Annotated in this window: 19 protein-coding genes, 1 pseudogene and 1 riboswitch; of the genes and pseudogenes, 12 read left to right on the forward strand and 8 right to left on the reverse strand. The window is 74.0% G+C overall.

Annotated features, from left to right (window positions below; all coding sequences use genetic code 11):
- Positions 1-348 precede the first annotated feature (348 nt).
- Positions 349-1947 (reverse strand): ABC-F family ATP-binding cassette domain-containing protein, encoded by a 1599-nt coding sequence (locus AB0I68_RS00315; protein ID WP_363174901.1) that lies wholly within the window; start codon positions 1945-1947, stop codon positions 349-351.
- A 275-nt stretch (positions 1948-2222) separates the two neighbouring features.
- On the opposite strand from AB0I68_RS00315, the pseudogene AB0I68_RS00320 reads away from it, so the two are divergent.
- A pseudogene (locus AB0I68_RS00320) lies at positions 2223-2381 on the forward strand (neutral zinc metallopeptidase); the annotation flags it as partial.
- Between the two features lie 84 nt (positions 2382-2465).
- Positions 2466-2861: a VOC family protein gene (locus tag AB0I68_RS00325; RefSeq protein ID WP_363175354.1), complete on the forward strand. Its 396-nt coding sequence runs from the start codon at positions 2466-2468 to the stop codon at positions 2859-2861.
- A 36-nt stretch (positions 2862-2897) separates the two neighbouring features.
- Here the strand turns inward: AB0I68_RS00325 and AB0I68_RS00330 are convergent, their stop codons facing one another.
- Positions 2898-4313, reverse strand: a complete 1416-nt coding sequence (locus tag AB0I68_RS00330) for a hypothetical protein (protein ID WP_363175355.1) — start codon at positions 4311-4313, stop codon at positions 2898-2900.
- A 207-nt stretch (positions 4314-4520) separates the two neighbouring features.
- Positions 4521-5651 (reverse strand): alpha/beta fold hydrolase, encoded by a 1131-nt coding sequence (locus tag AB0I68_RS00335; protein WP_363174902.1) that lies wholly within the window; start codon positions 5649-5651, stop codon positions 4521-4523.
- Between the two features lie 354 nt (positions 5652-6005).
- Between AB0I68_RS00335 and AB0I68_RS00340 the strand changes: the two genes are divergently transcribed.
- The 7 genes from AB0I68_RS00340 (at position 6006) to AB0I68_RS00370 (ending at position 14574) form a co-directional block, all read left to right on the forward strand.
- Positions 6006-7274 (forward strand): inorganic phosphate transporter, encoded by a 1269-nt coding sequence (locus tag AB0I68_RS00340; protein ID WP_363174903.1) that lies wholly within the window; start codon positions 6006-6008, stop codon positions 7272-7274.
- 28 nt (positions 7275-7302) lie between these two features.
- A complete protein-coding gene (locus AB0I68_RS00345; protein ID WP_363174904.1) occupies positions 7303-7524 on the forward strand; it encodes a hypothetical protein in 222 nt (73 codons plus the stop codon).
- Positions 7525-7639: 115 nt separating this feature from the next.
- Positions 7640-7791: riboswitch (cobalamin riboswitch) on the forward strand.
- A gap of 38 nt (positions 7792-7829) precedes the next feature.
- Complete coding sequence (locus tag AB0I68_RS00350) at positions 7830-8789, forward strand: cobalamin biosynthesis protein (protein ID WP_363174905.1); 960 nt, start codon at positions 7830-7832, stop codon at positions 8787-8789.
- An 11-nt stretch (positions 8790-8800) separates the two neighbouring features.
- Positions 8801-10306 (forward strand): cobyric acid synthase, encoded by a 1506-nt coding sequence (locus AB0I68_RS00355; protein WP_363175356.1) that lies wholly within the window; start codon positions 8801-8803, stop codon positions 10304-10306.
- Positions 10307-10391: 85 nt separating this feature from the next.
- Positions 10392-12518 carry a putative cobaltochelatase gene (locus tag AB0I68_RS00360; protein ID WP_363174906.1) on the forward strand — a complete coding sequence of 709 codons (2127 nt, stop codon included), beginning with the start codon at positions 10392-10394 and terminating at the stop codon, positions 12516-12518.
- The gene (gene cobO, locus AB0I68_RS00365) at positions 12518-13117 is read left to right on the forward strand and encodes a cob(I)yrinic acid a,c-diamide adenosyltransferase (protein WP_363174907.1); all 600 of its coding nucleotides are present in this window, start codon (positions 12518-12520) and stop codon (positions 13115-13117) included. Before AB0I68_RS00360 ends, cobO begins: the two co-directional genes overlap by 1 nt.
- A complete protein-coding gene (locus AB0I68_RS00370; protein WP_363174908.1) occupies positions 13111-14574 on the forward strand; it encodes a cobyrinate a,c-diamide synthase in 1464 nt (487 codons plus the stop codon). The genes cobO and AB0I68_RS00370 overlap by 7 nt, the downstream gene beginning before the upstream one ends.
- A gap of 2 nt (positions 14575-14576) precedes the next feature.
- On the opposite strand, the gene AB0I68_RS00375 is transcribed toward AB0I68_RS00370, so the two are convergent.
- Positions 14577-15302: a ZIP family metal transporter gene (locus AB0I68_RS00375; RefSeq protein WP_363174909.1), complete on the reverse strand. Its 726-nt coding sequence runs from the start codon at positions 15300-15302 to the stop codon at positions 14577-14579.
- An 86-nt stretch (positions 15303-15388) separates the two neighbouring features.
- Between AB0I68_RS00375 and cobC the strand changes: the two genes are divergently transcribed.
- Together cobC and AB0I68_RS00385 are read left to right on the forward strand one after the other, a co-directional pair.
- The gene (cobC, locus tag AB0I68_RS00380) at positions 15389-16819 is read left to right on the forward strand and encodes an Rv2231c family pyridoxal phosphate-dependent protein CobC (RefSeq protein ID WP_363174910.1); all 1431 of its coding nucleotides are present in this window, start codon (positions 15389-15391) and stop codon (positions 16817-16819) included.
- 175 nt (positions 16820-16994) lie between these two features.
- A complete protein-coding gene (locus tag AB0I68_RS00385) occupies positions 16995-18218 on the forward strand; it encodes a CapA family protein (RefSeq protein WP_363174911.1) in 1224 nt (407 codons plus the stop codon).
- Positions 18219-18271: 53 nt separating this feature from the next.
- Here the strand turns inward: AB0I68_RS00385 and AB0I68_RS00390 are convergent, their stop codons facing one another.
- Both AB0I68_RS00390 and AB0I68_RS00395 read right to left on the reverse strand, forming a co-directional pair.
- Positions 18272-19192: an SCO1860 family LAETG-anchored protein gene (locus AB0I68_RS00390; protein WP_363174912.1), complete on the reverse strand. Its 921-nt coding sequence runs from the start codon at positions 19190-19192 to the stop codon at positions 18272-18274.
- A gap of 319 nt (positions 19193-19511) precedes the next feature.
- Positions 19512-20600, reverse strand: coding sequence for an amidohydrolase family protein (locus tag AB0I68_RS00395; protein ID WP_363174913.1), 1089 nt, complete (start codon positions 20598-20600; stop codon positions 19512-19514).
- Positions 20601-20665: 65 nt separating this feature from the next.
- Here AB0I68_RS00395 and AB0I68_RS00400 point away from each other — a divergent pair, with 65 nt between their 5' ends.
- Positions 20666-21748: an aminotransferase class V-fold PLP-dependent enzyme gene (locus AB0I68_RS00400; RefSeq protein WP_363174914.1), complete on the forward strand. Its 1083-nt coding sequence runs from the start codon at positions 20666-20668 to the stop codon at positions 21746-21748.
- An 80-nt stretch (positions 21749-21828) separates the two neighbouring features.
- Here AB0I68_RS00400 and AB0I68_RS00405 read toward each other — a convergent pair whose 3' ends face one another.
- Positions 21829-22539 carry a DsbA family oxidoreductase gene (locus AB0I68_RS00405; protein ID WP_363174915.1) on the reverse strand — a complete coding sequence of 237 codons (711 nt, stop codon included), beginning with the start codon at positions 22537-22539 and terminating at the stop codon, positions 21829-21831.
- An 82-nt stretch (positions 22540-22621) separates the two neighbouring features.
- Positions 22622-23122, reverse strand: a complete 501-nt coding sequence (locus tag AB0I68_RS00410) for a GNAT family N-acetyltransferase (protein ID WP_363174916.1) — start codon at positions 23120-23122, stop codon at positions 22622-22624.
- Between the last annotated feature and the right edge of the window lie 10 nt (positions 23123-23132).

Consider the following 23132-nt stretch of genomic DNA (forward strand, 5'->3'; position numbering starts at 1 on the left):
CTGGCCACCCATTCAGCAAGGTCGGTGCGACGGCATTTCTCGAGCAGTGGACGCACGATCAGAACGGAATCTTCTCTTCCGCTGCATGACGTCCGTCACACTTCTCCGCCCTCACCGGGAATCGCCAGGTCAGGGGCCAGATGCCGAAAAACGACGGCCCCGGCCGCATGCCCGGGCGGGCACGGCCGGGGCCGTCGTACAGAACGCAGAGGTACGAGACCGTCTCACTCAGATGATGGATCACACCTGAGCCGAATGATCCATAAGGAACTGGATCAACCCGCCGGGCGCCTGCCGGGCACCCGCCAGGCACTCTCCGGGCGCCGGTCGGGCTCCCTTCGGCGGACGTCAGGCGAGGGCGACGAGGTCCCGGTAGTCCGGGCCCCACAGGTCCTCGACGCCGTCCGGGAGCAGGATGATCCGCTCCGGCTCCAGCGCCTCGACCGCGCCCTCGTCGTGCGTGACGAGGATGACCGCGCCCTTGTACGTGCGCAGCGCGCCCAGGATCTCCTCGCGGCTGGCGGGGTCCAGGTTGTTGGTGGGCTCGTCGAGGAGCAGCACGTTCGCCGAGGAGACGACCAGCGTCGCCAGGGCCAGACGGGTCTTCTCGCCGCCGGAGAGCACCCCGGCCGGCTTGTCCACGTCGTCGCCGGAGAACAGGAACGAGCCGAGCGTCTTGCGTACGGCGACCAGGTCCAGGTCGGGCGCGGCGGAGCGCATGTTCTCCAGGACCGTACGCCCCGGGTCGAGCGTCTCGTGCTCCTGGGCGTAGTAGCCGAGCTTGAGGCCGTGGCCCGGGGTGACCTCGCCGGTGTCCGGCTTCTCGGCGCCCGCGAGCAGCCGCAGCAGCGTGGTCTTGCCGGCGCCGTTGAGGCCGAGGATGACCACGCGGGAGCCCTTGTCGATGGCCAGGTCGACGTCGGTGAAGATCTCCAGGGAGCCGTACGACTTCGACAGGCCCTCGGCGGTCAGCGGGGTCTTGCCGCAGGGCGCCGGGTCGGGGAAGCGCAGCTTGGCGACCTTGTCGGAGACGCGGACCGCCTCGAGGCCCGACAGCAGGCGCTCGGCGCGCTTGGCCATGTTCTGCGCGGCGACGGTCTTGGTCGCCTTGGCGCGCATCTTGTCGGCCTGCGAGTTCAGGGCCGCGGCCTTCTTCTCGGCGTTCTGGCGCTCGCGCTTGCGGCGCTTCTCGTCGGCCTCGCGCTGCTGCTGGTAGAGCTTCCAGCCCATGTTGTAGACGTCGATCTGGGAGCGGTTGGCGTCCAGGTAGAAGACCTTGTTGACGACGGTCTCGACCAGGTCGACATCGTGGGAGATCACGATGAAGCCGCCGCGGTAGTTCTTCAGGTAGTCCCGCAGCCAGACGATCGAGTCGGCGTCGAGGTGGTTCGTGGGCTCGTCGAGGAGCAGGGTGTCGGCGTCCGAGAAGAGGATCCGGGCGAGCTCGACACGGCGCCGCTGGCCGCCGGAGAGGGTGTGCAGCGGCTGGCCGAGTACGCGGTCGGGCAGGCCGAGGGCGGCCGAGATGGTCGCGGCCTCCGACTCGGCGGCGTACCCGCCCTTGGTGAGGAACTCGGTCTCCTGGCGCTCGTACTGGCGCAGCGCCTTCTCGCGGGTGGCGCCGGAGCCGGTGGCGATGCGCTCCTCGTTCATCCGCATCTTGCGCAGGAGGACGTCGAGGCCGCGGGCGGAGAGGATCCGGTCGCGGGCGAGCACGTCGAGGTCGCCGGTGCGCGGGTCCTGCGGGAGGTAGCCGACCTCGCCCGAGCGGGCGATGCTGCCGGCGGCGGGCTGCCCCTCGCCCGCGAGGCACTTGGTGAGGGTGGTCTTGCCTGCTCCGTTGCGGCCGACCAGGCCGATGCGGTCGCCCTTGGCGACACGGAAGGAGGCGGACTCGATGAGGACGCGGGCGCCGGCGCGCAGCTCGACGCCGGTGGCGGTGATCACGGAAATACTCCAGGGCGGGGGGACGGCGGAAGGGGGGCAGGACGCGATGCTTCGACGCCGCTAATCCGCGAGGAGATTTGCCATGGGATTCATTCTACCGGGGGTGCGCAACTAGTTATGGGGGCGTCCGCCCCTTGACGCGCGCCCTTCGACCTGCCCGCCGGCCCTCCCGTCCGCAGGTCCCGTCCGTCCCCCGTCGGGCGCGCGGATCGTCCCGCTGGGCCATGGCGCGTATCAGGATGGACCGGGTGATACCCGCCACAGAGGCGGCGACCTTGGACGCGGCGGGCGCGGTCGGCGACGACCGGATCCAGGAGGAGTTCCAGGCCGGGTGATCCCGGAGTCCTGGACGCACGGCTCGGCCCGCAAGCGCCGGCAGTGGCTCTGCCAGGGCTGCCGCACGGGGCGAGTTGACGCAGTGCAACACCTTCCGCCGACCGCCTTCCCCCGGGCTGTCAGTGCCGCCTGCCATGCTGTGCCGTGGGTCACATTCACGAGCACGAGAAGGAGTGATCGCCATGGCAGGCGTTCCGTCCGTCTTTCCGACACTGCTCTACCGCGACGCCAAGGCCGCGATCCAGCAGCTGACGGAGGCATTCGGATTCACCCAGGTCGCGGTGTACGAGGGTGACGACGGCGCCGTGATGCACGCCGAGCTGTCGTACGGGAACGGCGCGGTGATGCTCGGCAGCAAGGGCCGCGGCGGCGTGTTCGACAAGGCGATGGAGAACGCCGGGCCGGCCGGGGTCTACGTCGTGGTCGACGATGTGGACGCGCACCACCGCCGGGCCGCCGACCACGGGGTGGAGATCCTGATGGAGCCCACCGACCAGGAGTACGGCTCGCGGGACTACATGGCCCGCGACGCGGAGGGCAACATCTGGAGCTTCGGTACGTACGCGCCGCAGGTCTGATCTCCACGGCGGCGCGTACGTCCGGCGGTACGGGGGCTACACCCCGCCGGTGTGGACCTGGAAGGCGGCCCGGCGGACCGCCTTGGCCAGGGCCGGGTCCGGGTGCGCGGCGGCCAGGGCGACCAGGACCTGGACGGTGCGGGGATGGCCGACCGCGCGGACCTCGTCCAGCAGCCGCGGGACGGTGGTCCGGACGGCCGAGTCGAGGTGGCGTGCCAGCAGGTCCGCCTCGCCGTGGTCGGCGATGGCGGCCGCGGTGTCCACCCAGAGCCAGGTCGACTCCTCGGCGGTGAGCACGTCCTGGGCCTCGTCGGGATCCACCCCGTCGTGCTCGGCGAGCCAGAGCAGGGCATAGGGGCGCAGGGCGGGATCGCGGACGGCGGCGCGCACCTCGGGTTCGGCCGGGGCGCCGACCACGCGCAGGGCCTCGAAGGCGAGGCCGCGCAGCAGGGCGTCCTCGCCGCGGGCGGCGTGCAGCAGCTCGCTGACGGCGTGGCCGACGGGGCGGGCGGCGAGCCAGGCCTGGTACTCGGCGCGGGCCGGTCCCGGGGTCAGCCGGGCGCAGCCGTGCAGCATCGCGGCGGCGGACTGCTCGATGTTCCCCGCGGGGCTCTGCGCGGCGACGCAGATCTGCTCGAGCTTGACCCAGACGGCCCAGCTGCCGAGCGGGGTGAGGGCGGCCTGCGCGGGGCCGAGTGTGACGGCGTCGACGGCGGCGAGCCCGCCGAGCGCCCAGCGCAGCAGCCGGGCGAGCGGAACGGGGACCGTGTGGGGGACGGCGGCCTCCGCGACGGCGGCGGCCGCCTCGGAGCCGCTGGCTCCGGGGCCGGCCGCCGGTGCCGTGGCTGCCGTGGCTGCCGTCCCGTCAGAGGGCGAAGTCTCGCGCGCCGGGGCGTCGTAGGGGACCTCGCACCGCTCGTCGCGCAGTTCGGTGACCCGCTGGCCGAGCAGGTCCAGCAGATCCGGGACGGTCACGGGACCGGCGGACAGCTGGAGCAGGGACAGCAGTTGGGGCATCGACTCGACCACCTCGGCGACGACCGCGGGCGCGATGTCGGCGGGGGCCGGGTGGACCAGAGACCAGGCGTCGAACAGGGCGACCCAGCCGCGCAGTACGGCAGTGTCGTCGCGGTCCCAGGCGCGCAGTCGCCAGCCGGGGCGGGCGTGGCCGCCGTGCACTTCCACGAGGCCGGCGAGCCGGGCGCGGTCCCAGCCGACCCGGATCTGTCCGTGTGTCAGGTCCAGTTCACCGGCGGCCCGTTCGACATCGGCGGCGGGCAGCGCTCCCGCCGGGGCGGGCCGGCCTCCGCCGCCGGCACCGAGGTTGAGCTCGGCCCAGCGGGCGAGCCGTACGGCGTCGGCGAGCGAGGCCCGGGCCCGGTTCGCGAGTTCGCCCGTGGCCGGGGTACCCGCCGGGGGCCGGGAGGCGGGACGGGCGCGTCGGTCGGTCACCGCCTTGCGGGCCGCGGCGACGGAACGCGGGGAGACGAGTCGGAGTCTGGAGTCGCGAGCCAACTGCTCATCAGGCTTTCGGGACGTCACGGAAGCAGTCTCGCCCGTCACCGGCCGAAAGCCCAAACGGAACCAGCCATTATCGCCGGTCTCCATGGGGACATACCGGGAAATTGGCCACTCCCTGCCCCTCCGGGCACACGGCCTTCACATAAGAGGGGTCAGGAAGCGCCGCAGGGCTTCCTCATATCCGGCCGGATCAGCGTTCCACATCGCCCCGTGCGGGGCTTCGCGGACGGTCCTCAGGGCGACGAGGTCGGGGCGGGCGGCGGCGAGCCTGCGGGAGGGCTCCCAGGGGGCGAGCGTGTCGTCCGGGCCGTGGAAGATCAGGACGGGGACGCGCAGCGCCGCGGGGTCCGCCGCCGGCCCCCCGCGGTCGGCGCGCAGTCCGGCGCGCCCCTCGGCGGCCCGCACCGCGAACGGCACCAGCGCGGCCGGGGTGCGGCGGGCGGCGACGAGCGCGCGCAGGGTGGCGTGCCGGTCGAGCACCGGCGAGTCCAGCACGAGCCCGGAGATCCGGTCGGCGAGGGCCGAGCGCCCGGCGGCGTACAGGGCCATGGCCGCCCCCGTGGACCAGCCGTGCAGGACGACCCGGCGGGCGCCGTAGCGCAGGGCGTAGCGGATGGCGGCGTCCACGTCCCGCCACTCCGATTCGCCGAGGTGGCCGAGGCCGTCCGGTGAGGCCGGGGCGCCGAGGTCGCCGCGGTAGGCGAGGGCGAGGACGGGCATCTGGTGGCGGTGGAGGAAGGGCATGACCACCATCGGGTGCTCGCGGCCGGCGCCGAGCCCGTGCACGGCGATCACCCAGGTGTCGCGGGCGGCGGGCACGAACCAGGCGGGCAGCGCGCCGAGCTCGCCGGGGACGTCCACGTCGGCGTGGTCGAGCCCGAGGGCGGTGCCGGGATTGCCCTGGTGGACCTGGGGGGTGAGGGCCACCCGGGTGCCGGGGTCGAGGCTGCCGTGGGTGACGGAGAGGAGCCGGCGTACGACGGTGTCCGGGCCGTGCGCGGCTCCGTCGAGGACGGGCCCGACCACGGCGTGCACCCCCGGGGCGGCGAGCCCGTACGTACCGGGGCGCAGGGAGGCCAGCGAGCGGGTCAGCTCGATCTCCCCGGAGCCCGCGGAGTGGACGCTGAGCCGCGGCCCGCCGGGCAGGGGGCGACCGGGTTCGTGCCGCAGGGCGGCGTCGGCGGCGCAGCGGCCGGCCGCGACCGCGGCCGCGGCGGCGCCGACGAGGGTGGTCGCGACGGCCGCGGCCGTCGCTGTGGCGGTACGCACCGCTCCAGTGTCGAGGCGGCAGCCCGGGCCGGCCACTGGAGCGGAATACTCCGAATACGGCCGGGCGGGGTCGGGAAGGGATCACGAAGAGCCCCCCACAGGCCGGCCGGCGGAGTGATCTGGATCACTTCCCGAGCCCCTCCGGGGCGGACCCGGGGGCTTCCGGCCCCCTGCGGAGCCGTTCATTCACCCTGCTTTGACGTGCGTTAATCGGTATATCAGCCAAAAAAACCGGACGAAGGTCCCGATGGCACGACGGGCCAGTACACCGCTCCGCCCAAGTCAGTTCATCTTCCGTTCACTCAGGTTGCCTACGGTCGCCGAGCCACTGACGTCAAACAGAAGCCTGGGTAAATGGAGCACATAACGCTTCTCCTCGGGATCGTGATCATTACCGCTCTCGTGTTCGACTTCACGAACGGTTTCCACGACACAGCCAACGCGATGGCCACCACCATCTCGACCGGCGCCCTCAAGCCCAAGACGGCGGTGGCCATGTCCGCCGTGCTCAACCTCGTCGGCGCGTTCATGTCCGTGGAGGTCGCCAAGACGATCTCCAAGGGCCTGATCAACGAGGAGGGCATCCAGCCGGAAGTGATCTTCGCCGCGCTGGTCGGCGCGATCCTCTGGAACCTCGTCACCTGGCTGGTCGGACTCCCCTCCAGCTCGTCCCACGCCCTGATGGGCGGCCTGATCGGTGCCGCGGTCGCCTCCGCCGGCATCGGCGCGGTCAACGGCAGCGTGGTCGTCACCAAGGTGCTCATCCCCGCCGTCGCCGCCCCGATCGTGGCCGGCGTGGCCGCGATGCTGGCCGCGAAGGTCACGTACAGGCTCGGCGGCAAGGTCGGCCAGAAGACCTCCACCAAGGGCTACCGCGCCGGCCAGATCGCCTCGGCCGGTCTCGTCTCCCTCGCGCACGGCACCAATGACGCGCAGAAGACGATGGGCATCATCACCCTCGCCCTCGTCGCGGGCGGCGCCCTGGACTCCGGCGCGAACCCGCCGGTATGGGTCATCATCTCCGCCGGCATGGCCATCGCGCTGGGCACCTCCCTGGGCGGCTGGCGCATCATCCGCACCCTGGGCAGCGGTCTGACCGACCTGCAGCCGCAGCAGGGCTTCGCCGCCCAGACCTCGGCCGCCAGCGTCATCCTGGCCTCCTCCAGCCTCGGCTTCTCCCTCTCCACCACCCACGCGTGCTCCGGCGCCGTCATGGGTGCGGGCCTGGGCCGCAAGGGCGGTGTGGTCCGCTGGTCCACCGCCACCCGCATGTTCATCGCCTGGGGCCTGACCCTGCCGGCCGCCGCCGTCGTCGCCTCCGGTGCCGAGCTGGTCATGCGCACCGGTGACATCGGCGTCGCAGCCGTCGCGCTCTTCCTGATCGCCTCCTGCGTCGCCATCTGGGCCATCTCGCGCCGTCAGGTCGTCGACCACAGCAACGTCAACGACGCGCAGCCGGCCGCGGCCGAGGAGCCGGGCGTCGTCACCACGGCCATGGCCGCCGTCACCGTCCCGCCGACCATGGCCGCCGAAGCCGCCGCCGGTACGACCGCCGCGGTCACGGACGACGCCCTGAAGGCCACCATCCCGGCGGCCCCTGCGGCTCCGGCCGCCGCGGTCTGACCCCGAGAACGACAGAGGAATCCGCAGTATGAAGATCGACTGGGCAGCACTCGGCTCCGTCTTCGGGGTCAGCCTCTCCGCCACCGTCGCGCTCGTGGCCCTGTTCACGATGGGCCTGGTGGGCCTCTCCAAGCACGAGGCCGCCACCGAGCAGGGCGCCGCCGCCACCCTGGCCCGCAGCGGTGCGTACGCCTGCTTCGCGCTCGTCGCGGCAGCGGTGGCGTACGGGTTCTACCTGATCGTCGCCTGACCGGGCTCGGGCACGGCGTACGAAAGCTCCCTCCGGGTTTCCCGGGGGGAGCTTTCCCGTCCCCGTGACCTGTTCCTGTGACCTGCCTCGCCGCAGGTCAACGGCGAGTTGACGGGCCTTCGCGGTGCGTGGTGGACTGCCCGAGCCAATACGGCGGCATGGAGAGGAAGTCCGGTGCGAATCCGGCGCGGTCCCGCCACTGTCACCGGGGAGCACGCGGCACGTGCGCCCCGGGAGCCAGGAACTCCCACCGCCGGACACGTCGAACCAGGGCGCGGACCCTGAGTGAGGACATACCTGCCACCATGCGTGCCGATCGCGTCTTCGCGTACGGCGCCACGGCGGGCCTGATCGGCGACCGGATCCTCGGTGATCCGCGCCGAGGGCACCCCGTGGCCGCCTTCGGACGAGCCGCCGCCGCCGTCGAACGCGCCCTGTGGCGCGACGACCGCGCCCGGGGCCTCGTCCACACCTTCGTCTGCGCCGGGGGCGCGGCCGCCGTCGGTGCGCTGGGCGCCCGCGCCGTGCGCTCCCGGCCCGCGGCCGCCCGTATCGCCCTGACCGCAGCGGCCACCTGGGCCGTCGTCGGCGGCACCTCCCTGGGCCGCGAGGCCCGCGCCATCGGCGGCGCGCTCGCCGCCGGGGACGCCGAGGTGGCCCGCGAACGGCTGCCGCACCTGTGCGGGCGCGACCCGCAGGCCCTGGACGAGCGGCAGATGGCCCGCGCCGTCGTGGAGTCGGTCGCCGAGAACACCTCCGACGCGGTGGTCGGGGCCCTGGTGTGGGGCGCCGCAGCCGGTGTCCCCGGGCTGCTGGCGTTCCGCGCCGTGAACACCCTGGACGCGATGGTGGGCCACAAGTCGCCGCGGTACCTGCGCTACGGCTGGGCCTCGGCCCGGCTCGACGATCTCGCGGGCTGGCCGGGCGCCCGGCTGACCGCCCTGGCCGCCGTACTGGCCGGCCCCGACCGGCGGGGAGCCGTACGGGCCTGGCGTGCGGACGCCGCCAAGCACCCGAGCCCGAACGCCGGGCCCGTGGAGGCCTCGTTCGCCGGGGCGCTCGGCGTACGGCTGGGGGGCACCCTGGCGTACGGGGGGCGGGTCGAGCACCGGGCCGTGCTGAACGGCGAGGCGGGGCGGCCGGTGGAGGTCGCGGACATCGAACGGGCCGTGCGGCTGTCACGGCAGGTGACGTGGCTGGCCCTCGGGGCGTGTGTGGCACTGCGCTGTGCGGTGTCACGTCGGGCTGGGAGGGGACGCCGATGAGCGGCGGGAAGCTGGGCGGAGGACTCCTCGTCGCCGGCACGACATCGGACGCGGGCAAGAGCGTGGTCACGGCGGGCATCTGCCGCTGGCTGGCCCGGCAGGGCGTGAAGGTGGCGCCCTTCAAGGCGCAGAACATGTCGCTGAACTCGTTCGTGACGCGCGAGGGCGCCGAGATCGGGCGTGCCCAGGCGATGCAGGCGCAGGCGGCGTGCGTGGAGCCGACGGCGCTGATGAACCCGGTGCTGCTCAAGCCCGGCAGCGACCGCAGCAGCCAGGTGGTGCTGCTGGGCAAGCCGGTGGGCGAGATGAGTGCGCGCGGCTACCACGGCGGGCGCCAGGAGCAATTGCTCGGCGTCGTCACGGACTGTCTGGAGCAGCTGCGGGGCACGTATGACGCCGTGATCTGCGAGGGGGCGGGCAGTCCGGCCGAGATCAACCTGCGCCGGACCGACATCGTGAACATGGGCATCGCGCGGGCCGCGCGGTTCCCGGTGGTCGTGGTCGGGGACATCGACCGGGGCGGGGTCTTCGCCTCGTTCTTCGGTACGACGGCGCTGCTGTCGCCGCAGGACCAGTCGCTGATCGCGGGATACATGGTGAACAAGTTCCGCGGCGACGTGTCGCTGCTGGAGCCGGGCATGGAGATGCTGCGTTCCCTCACCGGGCGGGGGACGTACGGCGTCCTCCCCTTCCAGCACGGCCTGGGCATCGACGAGGAGGACGGGCTCCGGGTCTCCCTGCGGGGCGCGGTGCGCGAGTCGGTCGTGGCGCCGCCGGTCGGCGAGGACGTCCTGCGGGTCGCGGTGTGCGCGGTGCCGCTGATGTCGAACTTCACGGACGTCGACGCGCTGGCCGCGGAACCGGGCGTGGTGGTGCGGTTCGTGGACCGGGCGGAGGAGCTGGCCGACGCGGACCTGGTCGTCGTACCCGGTACGCGCGGCACGGTGAAGGCCCTGGAGTGGCTGCGCGAGCGCGGCTTGGCCGACGCCTTGGCGCGGCGGGCCGCGCAGGGCCGGCCGGTCCTGGGCATCTGCGGCGGCTTCCAGGTGCTCGGCGAGCACATCGAGGACGAGGTCGAGTCGCGGGCGGGCTCGGTGGACGGCCTCGGCCTGCTGCCGGTGCGGATCCGCTTCGAGCGGGAGAAGACCCTGGCGCGGCCGGAGGGTTCGGCGCTGGGCGAACCGGTGACGGGCTACGAGATCCACCACGGGGTGGCCGAAGTCCTCGGCGGGGAGCCGTTCCTGGACGGCTGCCGGGTCGGGTCGGTCTGGGGCACCCACTGGCACGGCTCGCTGGAGTCGGACGGCTTCCGCCGGGCGTTCCTGCGGGAGGTGGCCTCGGCCGCGGGCCGCCGGTTCGTCCCGGCGCCGGACACGTCGTTCTCCGCGCTGCGGGAAGAGCAGCTGGACCTGCTCGGCGATCTGATCGAGGAACACGCGGACACCGCCGCCCTGCTCCGCCTGATCGAGGGCGGAGCCCCGTCGGGCCTCCCCTTCCTCCCGCCGGGGGCGCCGTGACGGGCCGGGCCCCGCGGGCGGCCCGCCCCAGCCGGCCGGATCCGAACTGCCGTAGGCACATCCGTACAGAAGGAGTGAGCAACGCATGAGCACGCCCTACCCGTTCACCGCAGTGGTCGGCCAGACCGACCTGCGGCTGGCGCTCCTGCTCAACGCCGTGAGCCCAGCGGTCGGCGGCGTGCTCGTGCGCGGCGAGAAGGGCACCGCCAAGTCCACCGCCGTCCGCGCGCTGTCCGCGCTGCTGCCGCAGGTCGACGTCGTCCCCGGCTGCCGGTTCTCCTGCGCGCCGGGCGCACCCGACCCCTCGTGCCCGGACGGCCCGCACGAGGCCGGCCCCGGAACCGCTCGCCCCGCCCGGATGGTGGAGCTGCCCGTCGGCGCCTCCGAGGACCGCCTCGTCGGCGCCCTCGACATCGAACGTGCCCTCGCCGAAGGCGTGAAGGCCTTCGAGCCCGGTCTGCTGGCCGACGCGCACCGCGGGATCCTGTACGTCGACGAGGTCAACCTGCTCCACGACCACCTGATCGACCTGCTCCTCGACGCCGCCGCGATGGGCGCCTCCTACGTCGAGCGCGAGGGCGTCTCCGTACGCCACGCCGCCCGCTTCCTGCTCGTCGGCACCATGAACCCCGAGGAGGGCGAGCTCCGCCCGCAGCTCCTCGACCGGTTCGGGCTGACCGTCGAGGTGGCGGCCTCCCGCGAGCCCGTCCAGCGCGTCGAGGTGGTGCGCCGCCGGCTCGCGTACGAGGACGACCCGGCCGGCTTCGCGACCCGCTGGGCCGGCGACGAACAGGACGTGCGCGCCCGTGTCGTGGCCGCCCGGGCCCTGCTCCCGCAGGTCCGCCTCGGCGACGCCTCGCTGCTCCAGATCGCCGCGACCTGCGCCGCCTTCGAGGTCGACGGCATGCGCGCCGACATCGTGATGGCCCGTACGGCGACCGCGCTGGCCGCGTGGGCCGGGCGGACCGAGGTGCGCAAGGAGGACGTACGGCAGGCCGCGCTGCTGGCGCTCCCCCACCGACGCAGGCGTGCCCCCTTCGACGCGCCGGGCCTCGACGAGGACAAGCTCGACGAGATCCTGGACCGGTTCCCCGACGAGGAGCCGGAGAACGAGCCCGACCCGGAGCCCGAGGGTCCGGACGACGGCGGCCCGGACGGCGGAGGCCCGGACGGCGGAGGCGGCGGGGTCCCCCCGCAGGGCGGCGGACCCGGGGCGCCCGAGGCCCCTGAGTCCCCCGAGGCCCAGGACGACGCGACCCCGCCGGCCCCGGACGCACCGGAGGCCCCCGAGCCGCAGCCCGCCTCCCAGGACGGCGCCGCGCCCGAGCAGGCCGCCGTACGGGCCGCCGAGCCGTTCCGGACCAAGATGCTCAGCGTGCCGGGCCTCGGCGAGGGCGCGTCCGGGCGGCGTTCGCGCGCCCGGACCGCGCACGGCCGGACCACCGGCGCCCAGCGCCCCCGCGGCCACCTGACGAAGCTGCACCTCGCCGCGACCGTCCAGGCCGCCGCCCCGCACCAGAAGGCACGCGGGCGCACCGGGCGCGGGCTCGTCGTCCGCAAGGACGACCTGCGCCAGGCCACCCGGGAGGGACGCGAGGGCAACCTGGTCCTCTTCGTCGTCGACGCCTCCGGCTCGATGGCCGCCCGGCAGCGCATGAGCGCGGTCAAGGGCGCGGTGCTCTCGCTGCTGCTGGACGCCTACCAGCGCCGGGACAAGGTCGGTCTGATCACTTTCCGCGGCGCCGCCGCCGAGCTGGCGCTGCCGCCCACCTCCTCGGTGGACGCGGCCGCGGCCCGGCTCGAGCAGCTGCCGACCGGCGGGCGCACCCCGCTCGCCGCGGGCCTGCTGAAGGCCCACGAGGTGCTGCGGATCGAGCGGATGCGGGATCCGAGCCGCCGTCCGCTGCTCGTGGTCGTCACCGACGGGCGGGCCACCTCGGCCGGTTCCGCCGGCGGCCGGGCGGACGGCACGCCGCGCGAGCTGGCCGGGCGCAGCGCCCGGCTGCTCCAGGCCGAGGGCGTCGCGTCGGTGGTCGTGGACTGCGAGTCGGGGCCGGTCCGGCTGGGGCTGGCCGGCGTACTGGCCGCCGACCTCGGCGGGCCCGCCGTCACGCTCGACGGGCTGCGGTCCGACTCGCTGGCCGGGCTCGTGAAGAACGTACGTACCGCAGTGACTTCCCCGTCTCACCACACCACCAGGAGGGCCGCGTAATGCCGCAGGGACAGCCGACCGTCATTCCGGACGACGGACTCACGACGCGCCAGCGCCGCAACCGCCCGCTCGTCTTCGTCCACACCGGCCCGGGCAAGGGCAAGTCGACGGCGGCCTTCGGGCTGGCGCTGCGCGCGTGGAACCAGGGCTGGCCGATCGGGGTGTTCCAGTTCGTCAAGTCGGCGAAGTGGAAGGTCGGCGAGGAGAACGCGCTCAAGGTGCTCGGCGCCTCCGGCGAGGGCGGCCCGGTCGTCTGGCACAAGATGGGCGAGGGCTGGTCCTGGGTCCAGCGGGACGCGCAGCTCGACAACGAGCAGGCGGCCAAGGAGGGCTGGGAGCAGGTCAAGCGCGACCTGGCCGCCGAGACGCACAGGCTGTACGTGCTCGACGAGTTCGCGTACCCGATGCACTGGGGCTGGATCGATGTCGACGAGGTCATCGAGGTGCTCCGCAACCGTCCCGGTACCCAGCACGTGGTGATCACGGGACGCAACGCGCCGGAGAAGCTGGTGGAGTTCGCGGACCTGGTCACGGAGATGACCAAGGTCAAGCACCCGATGGACGCCGGCCAGAAGGGCCAGAAGGGCATCGAGTGGTGACATCGCTCCGGTTCAGCGTGCCGCGTCTGGTGATCGCCGCGCCGTCCTCCGGCAGCGGCAAGACCACGGTCGCGACGGGCCTGATGGCGGCCTTCTCGGAGCGCGGCCTCGCCGTGTCCCCGCACAAGGCCGGGCCCGACTACATCGACCCCGGCTACCACGCGCTGGCCACGGGCCGGCCGGGGCGCAACCTGGACGCCTTCATGTGCGGGCCGGAGCTGGTCGCTCCGCTGTTCGCGCACGGGGCTGCGGGGTGCGATCTCGCGATCGTCGAAGGCGTGATGGGGCTCTACGACGGGGCCGCGGGGCGGGGCGAGCTGGCGTCGACGGCGCAGGTCGCGAAGCTGCTGCGGGCGCCGGTGGTGCTGGTGGTCGACGCCTCGTCGCAGTCGCGGTCGGTGGCGGCGCTGGTGCACGGCTTCGCGTCGTTCGACCCGCAGGTGCGGCTGGGGGGCGTGATCCTGAACAAGGTGGGCTCCGACCGGCACGAGGTGATGCTGCGGGAGGCGCTGGAGGAGGCCGGGATGCCGGTCCTCGGTGTCCTGCGGCGGGCTCCGCAGGTGGCTGCGCCCTCGCGGCACCTGGGTCTGGTGCCGGTCGCCGAGCGGCGGTCGGACGCGCTGTCCTCGGTCGCGGCCCTGGCCGAGCAGGTCCGGGCCGGCTGCGACCTGGACGCCCTGATGGCCCTGGCCCGTTCCGCGCCGCCGCTGACCTGCGAAGTCTGGTCCCCGGAGCAGGCTCTGTCCGGCGCCGCCGGGCGCGGTTCGGCCCCGGGGGCGTTGGGGGCGCCGGGGGTCTCCCCGGCGGTGGTCGGGGGAGGGTTCGGGGGCAGCGCCCCCGACAGCTGCGCCGCACCCGTCATCGCCGTCGCGGGCGGACCGGCGTTCACGTTCTCCTACGCCGAGCACGCCGAGCTGCTCACCGCCGCCGGAGCGGAGGTCGTCACCTTCGACCCCTTGCGGGACGAAACGCTCCCGCCCCGCACCACCGGCCTGGTGATCGGCGGCGGGTTCCCCGAGGTGTACGCCCCCGAGCTCGCCGCCAACGAGCCGCTGCGCAAGGCCGTCGCGGGTTTCGCCGCGGACGGCGGGCCCGTCGCCGCCGAGTGCGCCGGGCTGCTGTACCTCGCGCGGTCGCTCGACGGGAAGCCCATGTGCGGGGTCCTGGACGCCGACGCGCGGATGTCGGAGCGCCTGACCCTCGGCTACCGCGAGGCCGTAGCGGTGTCGGACAGCGCCCTCGCCGCCACCGGTACCCGGCTGCGCGGCCACGAGTTCCACCGCACGGTGATCGAGCCCGGCGCAGGTGCGGCCCCCGCCTGGGGGTTCACCCACCCCGAACGCCGGGTCGAGGGCTTCGTACAGCAGGGTGTGCACGCCAGCTATCTGCACACGCACTGGGCGGCGGAGCCCTCCGTCGCCCGCCGCTTCGCGCAAGCGGCGGCAGCGTACCGGTGACATCAGTCCGCGAGGCCCACCACCAGCCAGATCCCGGCCACCCCGCCCACCGTGCACATCAGCGTGGACAGGGCGGGGTGCTTGTGGTGCGCCTCGGGCAGGATCTCGGCGGCCGCCAGGTACAGCAGGGCCCCGCCGAAGAAGCCGAGGTACGCCCCGAGCGGTTCCTCCGGAAGGGTGAACAGCAGCGTGGACGCCGCGCCCAGCACCGGGGCGACCGCGTCCGCGAGGAGCATCATCACGGCCTTGCGGCGGGCGTTCCCGTACAGCCGGGTGAGCGTGTACGTGTTGAACCCGTCGGCGAAGTCGTGCGTGATGACGGCCAGCGACACGGCCGCCCCCATCCCGCCGCCGACCTGGAAGGCCACGCCCAGGGCCACTCCGTCGGCGAAGCTGTGGCCGACCATCGCCGCGGCCGCCGTCAGCCCGACCTCGGGGACGCGGCCCCCGTTCTCGGCTCCGTGCGCGGCCTGCCGTACCGCCAGCACGCGTTCCACGACGTGCGCGATCAGGAACCCGGCCACGAAGAGCAGCAGCGCGAGCGGGACGCCGAACACCTCGCGGCCCGCCGCGCGCAGCGACTCCGGCAGCAGGTCGAGGCCCACGACGCCGAGCATCAGCCCGCCGGCCAGGCCCAGCACGAGGTGGCGGCGGTCGGTGACGCGTTGCGCCGTCCATCCGCCTGCCAGGGTCATCAGGAACGCGCCCAACGCCACGATCACGGCCATGTGCCCCTGAATACCGACTCCTCGCCCCGTGCGCACGTGTGCGCGCGGGCGGCGGGCCACGAACCATTGACGACTACGGAGGGGACATGATCCCGGTGGGCGAGTACGCGACGCAGCTGGTGGTCGGGGTCGGCGGACGCGCGGGGGTGTCCGTGGCGGAGGTCTGCGCGCTGGTCGAGGAGACGCTGCGGGGGGCCGGGCTGGCCGCCGGGGCGGTGAAGGCACTGGCCACGGTGGAGTCGAAGGCGGGCGAGGCCGGGATCACGGGCGCGGCGAAACGTTTCGGCGTGCCGCTGCTCAGCTATCCCGCCGAGGAGCTCGCGGGCATCTTCGTACCGCACCCCTCCGACGCGGTCCGCGACGCCACCGGGACCTCCTCGGTGGCGGAGGCCGCGGCGCTCGCGGGCGGCGGGGAGCTGCTCGTACCGAAGCGCCGGTCGGTGGCGGCTACCTGCGCCGTGGCCACTGCGCAGGCCCACGACCTGCGCCATCACGGGGACGCGGAGGTGCGCGGCGACGGCGGCGCGCTGGTGGACCTCGCGGTGAACGTACGGGCGCACACCCCGCCCGAGTGGCTCAGGCAGCGCATCGCGGCTTCGCTCGACGCTCTCTGCGCATACCCCGACGGGCGGACCGCCCGCGCGGCGGTGGCGGCTCGGCACGGGCTGCCGGCCGATCGGGTGCTGTTGACGGCCGGGGCCGCGGAGGCGTTCGTGCTGATCGCGCGGGCTCTTGGTGCGCAGCGGCCGGTCGTGGTGCACCCGCAGTTCACGGAGCCGGAGGCGGCCCTGCGCGACGCGGGGCACACGGTGGAGCGGGTGGTGCTGCGGGCGGCGGACGGGTTCCGGCTGGACCCGGCGGCGGTGCCCGAGGACGCGGACCTGGTGGTGGTGGGCAACCCGACGAACCCGACGTCCGTCCTGCACCCGGCGGCGGCGCTGGCCGCGCTGGCCCGGCCGGGCCGGATCCTGGTCGTGGACGAGGCGTTCATGGACGCGGTCCCGGGTGAGCGGGAGGCGCTGGCCGGGCGGACGGACGTGCCGGGTCTGGTGGTGCTGCGGAGCCTGACCAAGACGTGGGGGCTGGCGGGGCTGCGGATCGGCTACGTGCTGGCCGAGCCGGAAGTGATCGCGAAGCTGGCGGCGGCGCAGCCGCTGTGGCCGGTGTCGACGCCGGCGCTGGTGGCGGCGGAGGCCTGCGTGGCCCCGGCGGCGCTGGCGGAGGCGGAGGCCGCGGCCCGGCAGATCGCGGTGGACCGGGCGCATCTGCTGGCGGGGCTCACGGAGTTCGAGGAGATCACGGTGTCGGGGGTGGCGGAGGGGCCGTTCGTCCTGATCCAGGTGGAGGGCGCCATGGAGATCCGGACCCGGCTGCGCGCCCTCGGCTTCGCGGTCCGCCGCGGGGACACCTTCCCGGGCCTGGACCGCTCCTGGCTCCGCCTGGCGGTCCGCGACCGCGCCACGACGGGCCGTCTCCTCCAGGCCCTCGACCACGCCCTCGCACTGACCGCCCGCTGACCTGCCCCTCCCCGACCCGCCCCTCCCCGACCGCGGCAGCCGAACCGCCCACGCCGAGCGGCCGATGCCTCTGACCTGCGGCGCCGCGAATATCCGGACGGTCCGGCTCCGTTGGCGGGGCGGGGCGGGGGTAGGCGATGATCTCCGCACCAGCAGGGACACCCGGGGGGGCGGAATGAAGTCAACAGCAAAAACGGGCGCGGCACTGGCCGCGGTGGCGGTCGTGGCCGGCGGGATCCTCGCCATGCCGAGCCTGCTCGACCACGGCAAGGACGCCGGCGAGCAGCGGCTCCAGGGCAAGCCCGGCCAGGGCAAGGCGAGTCCCACGGCGCCCGCCGGCGCCAAGCCGTTCACGCTGGTCGCGACCGGCGACATCATCCCGTACCCGTCGATCATCCAGCGGGCCGCGGACGACGCGCAGGGCAGCGGCCAGAGCCACGACTTCCGGAAGATACTCGCCGGGGTCAAGCCCCTGGTGGCCGCCGCCGACCTGGCGATATGCCACCACGAGATACCGTACGGCCGGCCCGGCGGCCCCTACACCGGATATCCCGCGTTCAAGGCCCCGCACCAGCTGGCCGACGCCCTGAAGGACGCCGGGTACGACAGCTGCTCGACCGGCTCGAACCACACCCTGGACGACGGATACGACGGCCTCGTCCGCACCCTGGAGCACCTGGACCGGGTCGGCATCAAGCACGTCGGCTCGGCCCGCAGCGCCGACGAGGCCAAGGCCCCGGCGGTGCTCTCCGCCGGCGGCGCCAAGGTCGCCCAGCTGGACTACACGTACGGGACGAACGGCATCCCGGTGCCGGCCGGGAAGCCCTGGTCCGTCAACCTGCTCGACCAGAACCGGATCATCGCCGACGCCCGCGCGGCCCGGGCGGCCGGCGCGAACGTCGTCGTCCTCAGCGTCCACTGGGGCACCGAGTGGCAGACGGCACCCGACCAGCAACAGCACGATCTGGCGCAGGCGCTGACCGCCTCGCACGGCCCGGACGGGCTCCCCGACATCGATCTGATCCTCGGTACGCACAACCACGTGCCGCAGCCCTACGAGAAGATCAACGGAACCTGGGTCGTCTTCGGCATGGGCGACCAGGTCGCCAGCTTCTACGAGGCCGACAAGGCGCGCGGCAACATGTCCTCGATCCCGCGCTTCACCTTCGCCCCGGCGGCCGCCCACCCCGGCCGCTGGGAGGTGGCCAAGGCCGAGTACCTCACGCAGTACTCGGACATGACCCCGCCGTTCCGCGTCGTCTGCGCCTCCTGCGCCCCCTCCGACTCCGGGCTCGGCGCCGCCAAGCAGGCCGCGTACGCCGCCGTCGACAAGCAGGTCAGCGCCGCCGTGCTGTCGCGCGGAGCCGACAAGCAGGGCCTGGAGCACGCCACCCGCTGATCCACGGCACCACGGACTCCGTCAGGAGGCCGCGAGGCCGCGAGGTCACGAGGTCACGAGGTGCGGCCGCGCCGGGTCACGACCAGCGCGGTCACACCGGCGCCGAGCAGGACCAGGGCACCGCCCGCGACGTACGGGGTCAGCGAACCGCCGCCGGTCTCGGCCAGGTTGGCGTCGGCGGTGATGCCGGCCCCGGTCCCGGAGGCGGCCGACTGCGCCTTGATGTCGGGCTTCGCCGACGGCTCCGGGGCCGGCCCGGCCGGGGATTCGCAGTGCGCCTCGGCGAGCACGACCTCGCCCTCGACCTGCGCCACGTTCAGGTCCAGCGGGTTCACCGACACCTTCAGCCGGAGCGCGGCCGCGGCGGCCGTGGTGGAGGTGGTCTCGGTGCCGGAGAGCTCCAGGCTGACCAGGCCCACCTTGGGGATCTCGACCTTGGTCGGGCCGCCCGCCGAGAGGGTGACCTTCTTGCCGAGCACGGTCACCGTGCCCAGCACGTTCGAGCCGGCCACGGGCTTCTTGCCCGCCTCGCACACGGCCTTGGAGGTGACGTTCTCCACCTGGATCAGGGAGAGCAGCGGCAGCCCCGGCACGTGCACCTCGGCGTTGGCCAGGTGGACCTCCGCCTCGGCGCGGTTCTTGTCGGCGGTGGCCTTGGAGGTGGCCACGTCCGCGCGCAGCACGCTCACCGGCCGGCCTCCCTCGACCCCGTCCAGGGTCACGGAGAGGGCGGTCTTCTCGGCCGTCGCGGGGGCGCTGACCTCGTTGAGGGTGGTCTTCAGCGGCAGGTCGACGGTCTTGTTGAGCAGGCCCACGTCCAGTCCGGCGCGCAGGACGACCGCACCGGCCTTGCCCTCACCGCCGCCCGTGGAGCCGCCGCCTCCGGTGGCGAAGGCGGGCGGGGCGGTGAGCAGGGCGACCGCTCCCGTGGCGAGCAGGACGGCTGCGGGCATGCGGAAGGTGTTGCTGTTCAAGATGGTGGAACCCCCGGGGAGATGGGAGCCGTCGCGCCGCCAATGGGGGACATCGCGCGCCGACGGCCTCTAACCCTCGGAATCTTTACGCACGGAGAGTGAACGGGCGGCAACCTGGGGTGAGTTCACCCCAAAGGGTGGTTTCCATGCAGGTATTCGATTCACTGCGCATCACGAGGAACGGGAGTTCTTTTCCGCCACGAATCCGAGGGGAATACGCCGACGCCGGCGCCCCGGACGGCCACTCATAACGACCACCGTGGCACCGGCGTCACGCGGTGCGTCAACCAGCGCGTCAGCCGCCGCGCCAACCCTGCGCTCAGGCGCGGACCTTGCCGTTCACGACCACGCGCCGCGGCTGCGCCAGCGCCCGTACGTCGGCCCGCGGGTCGGCGTCGTAGACCACCAGGTCGGCCGGCGCCCCCTCGGTCAGACCTGGCCTGCCGAGCCACTCGCGTGCCGCCCACGTCGTCGCCGAGAGGGCCTCCAGGGCCGGGATCCCGGCCCGCACCAGCTCCGAAACCTCGGCCGCGACCAGGCCGTGCGGCAGGGAACCCCCCGCGTCGGTGCCGACGTACACGCCGATGCCCGCGTCGTAGGCGGCCCGTACGGTGTCGTACCGGCGCTCGTGCAACCGCCTCATGTGCGCCGACCAGCGCGGGAACTTCGCCTCGCCGCCCGCCGCCATCTTCGGGAACGTCGCGATGTTCACGAGCGTCGGGACGATCGCCACCCCGCGCTCCGCGAACAGCGGGATGGTGTCCTGCGTGAGCCCCGTGGCGTGCTCGATGCAGTCGATGCCCGCCTCGACCAGGTCGCGCAGCGAGTCCTCCGCGAAGCAGTGCGCGGTCACCCGGGCGCCCAGCCGGTGCGCTTCGGCGATGGCCGCCTCGACCTCGGCCCGCGGCCAGCAGGCCGCCAGGTCCCCGACCTCGCGGTCGATCCAGTCCCCCACCAGCTTCACCCAGCCGTCGCCGCGCTGCGCCTCGCGGCCCACGTACGCGACGAGGTCGGCGGGCTCGATCTCGTGGGCGAAGTTACGGATGTAGCGGCGCGGGCGGGCGATGTGCCGGCCGGCCCGGATGATCTTCGGGAGGTCCTCGCGGTCGTCGATCCAGCGGGTGTCGGAGGGGGTTCCGGCATCGCGGATGAGCAGGGTGCCGGCGTCGCGGTCGGTCAGGGCCTGCCGTTCGGCGGTCTCCGCGTCGACCGGACCGTGGGCGTCCAGCCCCACGTGGCAGTGCGCGTCGACCAGGCCGGGCAGGGCCCAGCCGGACACCGTGGTGATCTCGCGGGCCCCGTGCGGGCGTTCGTACGAGATCCGGCCGCCGACCACCCAGAGCTCGTCGCGCACGTCGTCGGGTCCGACGAGCACACGCCCCTTCACATGCAGCACGTCATCGGTCATGTCCCGCACTGTACGTGCGTGCTGGGTAGGCTCTTGCGGTAGCCCCGGACGAAGAGAGCACCGCCGTGAACCACCCCCTCCTGGACCTTCCGCCGCTCACCGCGGAGCGCTTCGCGCAGATCGAGCAGGGGGTCGCTGACCTGCTCGGCACCCGCCAGGACGTGGTGATCACCCAGGGCGAGGCGCTGCTGCCGCTGGAGGGGTGCATCCGCTCGGGGGCGCGGCCCGGTTCGACGGCGCTGAACATCGTCACCGGCCCGTACGGGACCACCTTCGGCAACTGGCTGCGCGACTGCGGGGCGGCGGTGGTGGACCTGGCCGTGCCCTTCGACACCGCGGTGACCGCAGGCCGGGTCGCGCAGGCGCTGGCCGAGCACCCGCAGGTCGACTTCGTCTCGCTGGTGCACGCGGAGGCGGCGACCGGCAATACCAACCCGGTCGCGGAGATCGGCGAGGCCGTACGGGCCCACGGCGCGCTGTTCATGCTGGACGCGGTGGCGTCGGTGGGCGCGGAGGCACTGCTTCCGGACTCGTGGGGCGTGGACCTGTGCGTGATCGGCGCCCAGAAGGCGATGGGCGGCCCGGCGGGCGTGTCGGCGGTGTCGGTGTCGGAGCGGGCATGGGCCCGGTTCGCGGAGAACCCGGCCGCGCCGCGCGGCTCGTACCTCTCCCTCCTGGACTGGAAGGATCGCTGGATCGACGGCGGGCGCAAGGCGCTGCTGCACGCTCCGGCGCAGCTGGAGATGCTGGCGCTGGAGGCCTGCCTGGACCGGATCACGGCCGAGGGCCTGCCCGCGGTCATGGCCCGTCATGCGGCGGCCGCGGAGGCGACCCGCTCGGGCGCGGTGGCGCTGGGCCTCTCCCCGTACGTCGGCCGGGCCTCGGAGGCGGCCCCGGTGGCCACCACGCTGCGGGTGGCGGACGCCTCGCTGGTGGTGGCCAAGGCCCTCGCCGCCGACCCGGCTGCCCCCCTCGCGGCGGGCGGCGGCGCGCTGGCCCGGGAGATGGTCCGGGTGAACCACTACGGCCGGGACGCGTCGCTGTCGGCGGTGCTGTCCTCCCTGACGGCCCTCGCCACCGCCCTGCGGGCGGACCCGGCCGAGGCGCTGGCCGCTGCGGAGGCGGCGTGGGCCGAGGCGCTGCACTGACCCCGTCCTCCTCGTAGTGCGTGCGGGCGGGCCTTTCGGTCGGCCCGCACGCACGCACGCATCACGAGGAGACGCCGTTGTCAGGCCTGCCGCGGGGCGGCGCAGGCGCCGCCGGGCTCGCAGGCCTCGGCCCCGGCGGCGGGCTCGGCGACCTCGCGGCCCGCCCACGCCTGCTCCAGCGCCCGGGTGAACACCTCGGCGGGCTGCCCGCCGGAGATCCCGTAGCGGCGGTCGAGGACGAAGAACGGCACGGCGTTGGCGCCGAGTTCGGCCGCCTCGCGCTCGTCGGCCCGCACCTCGGCGGCGTACGCGGAGTCGTCGGCGAGGACGGCACGCGCCTCCGCCTCGTCCAGCCCGGCCTCGACGGCGAGCGCGACGAGCACCTCGGCGTCGAAGACCGACCGCTCCTCGGCGAAGTTCGCACGGTAGGCGAGGTCGAGCAGCTCCTCCTGGCGGCCGCGGGCGGCGGCCAGGTGCAGCAGACGGTGGATGTCGAAGGTGTTGCCGTGGTCGCGGCCGTCGGTGCGGTACGTCAGCCCCTCGGCGCGGGCGCTGCCGGCGACGTGCTCCTCCATGCCGCGCGCCTCCTCGAGGGTGCGGCCGTACTTCTTGGCGAGCATCTCCAGGACCGGCGCCGTGCTGCCCTTGGGGCTGTTCGGGTCGAGCTCGAAGGACCGGAAGACGACCTCCACCTCGTCGCGGTGCGCGAACTCGGCCAGCCCCTTGGTGAAACGGGCCTTCCCGATGTAGCACCAGGGGCAGGCGATGTCGCTCCAGATCTCGACGCGCATGATCCTTCTTCTCTCCGGGTTCGTCGGGGCACCGCGGCTGCGAGCCGCGGCGGTTTCGTGTTCAACCACCTGGCGGAGCGTCTCATTCCCCGGACCCGGACGGCGGGCCGACGCTGAGCCAGAGCGTGAGGTGCGAGGCGGACCGGGCGGCACCCGCCGGATCCGGGCGCCAGCCGTGGCGGGCGTAGAAGGCCTGGGCCCGCAGGTTGTGCTCGTAGACCTCCAGCCGGACCCGGTCGACGCCGGCCCGCCGCCAGGCGTCGAGGCAGGCGGCGTGCAGGGCGGCCCCGGTGCCGCGGCGCCAGTGGACCGGGTCGACGTGGAGCTGGGTGAGGGTGGTCTCGCCGCCCTCGGTCCGGAAGGCGGCGACCCCCGTGAGCTCGCCGTCCCGCTCCGCGCAGAACACCCCGCCGTCGGCGGCGGCCCGCGCGACCGCCCGGGACCAGCCCTCGCGGGTCCGCGCGAGTTCGGCTTCGCCGGCGTAGGCCTGCTCGGGGACGCGGCCGCGGTAGTAGGTGGCCCGGGCCCGGGTGTGGAGGGCGGCTATGGCGTCGAGGTCTGCGGATTGCGCGGTCCTGATCATGGGAAAGGAA

This window comes from Streptomyces sp. NPDC050448, from assembly GCF_040655295.1.
Taxonomy (GTDB): domain Bacteria; phylum Actinomycetota; class Actinomycetes; order Streptomycetales; family Streptomycetaceae; genus Streptomyces.

What these genes read in the sequence shown, in the direction of transcription:
- AB0I68_RS00375 (WP_363174909.1), bottom strand. Translation starts at nt 15,302, where the DNA reads ATGGCCGTGATCGTGGCGTTGGGCGCGTTCCTGATGACCCTGGCAGGC.
- AB0I68_RS00360 (WP_363174906.1), top strand. Translation starts at nt 10,392, where the DNA reads ATGAGCACGCCCTACCCGTTCACCGCAGTGGTCGGCCAGACCGACCTG.
- AB0I68_RS00410 (WP_363174916.1), bottom strand. Translation starts at nt 23,122, where the DNA reads ATGATCAGGACCGCGCAATCCGCAGACCTCGACGCCATAGCCGCCCTC.
- AB0I68_RS00325 (WP_363175354.1), top strand. Translation starts at nt 2,466, where the DNA reads ATGGCAGGCGTTCCGTCCGTCTTTCCGACACTGCTCTACCGCGACGCC.
- AB0I68_RS00340 (WP_363174903.1), top strand. Translation starts at nt 6,006, where the DNA reads ATGGAGCACATAACGCTTCTCCTCGGGATCGTGATCATTACCGCTCTC.
- AB0I68_RS00385 (WP_363174911.1), top strand. Translation starts at nt 16,995, where the DNA reads ATGAAGTCAACAGCAAAAACGGGCGCGGCACTGGCCGCGGTGGCGGTC.
- cobO (WP_363174907.1), top strand. Translation starts at nt 12,518, where the DNA reads ATGCCGCAGGGACAGCCGACCGTCATTCCGGACGACGGACTCACGACG.
- AB0I68_RS00405 (WP_363174915.1), bottom strand. Translation starts at nt 22,539, where the DNA reads ATGCGCGTCGAGATCTGGAGCGACATCGCCTGCCCCTGGTGCTACATC.
- AB0I68_RS00395 (WP_363174913.1), bottom strand. Translation starts at nt 20,600, where the DNA reads ATGACCGATGACGTGCTGCATGTGAAGGGGCGTGTGCTCGTCGGACCC.
- AB0I68_RS00350 (WP_363174905.1), top strand. Translation starts at nt 7,830, where the DNA reads ATGCGTGCCGATCGCGTCTTCGCGTACGGCGCCACGGCGGGCCTGATC.
- cobC (WP_363174910.1), top strand. Translation starts at nt 15,389, where the DNA reads ATGATCCCGGTGGGCGAGTACGCGACGCAGCTGGTGGTCGGGGTCGGC.
- AB0I68_RS00345 (WP_363174904.1), top strand. Translation starts at nt 7,303, where the DNA reads ATGAAGATCGACTGGGCAGCACTCGGCTCCGTCTTCGGGGTCAGCCTC.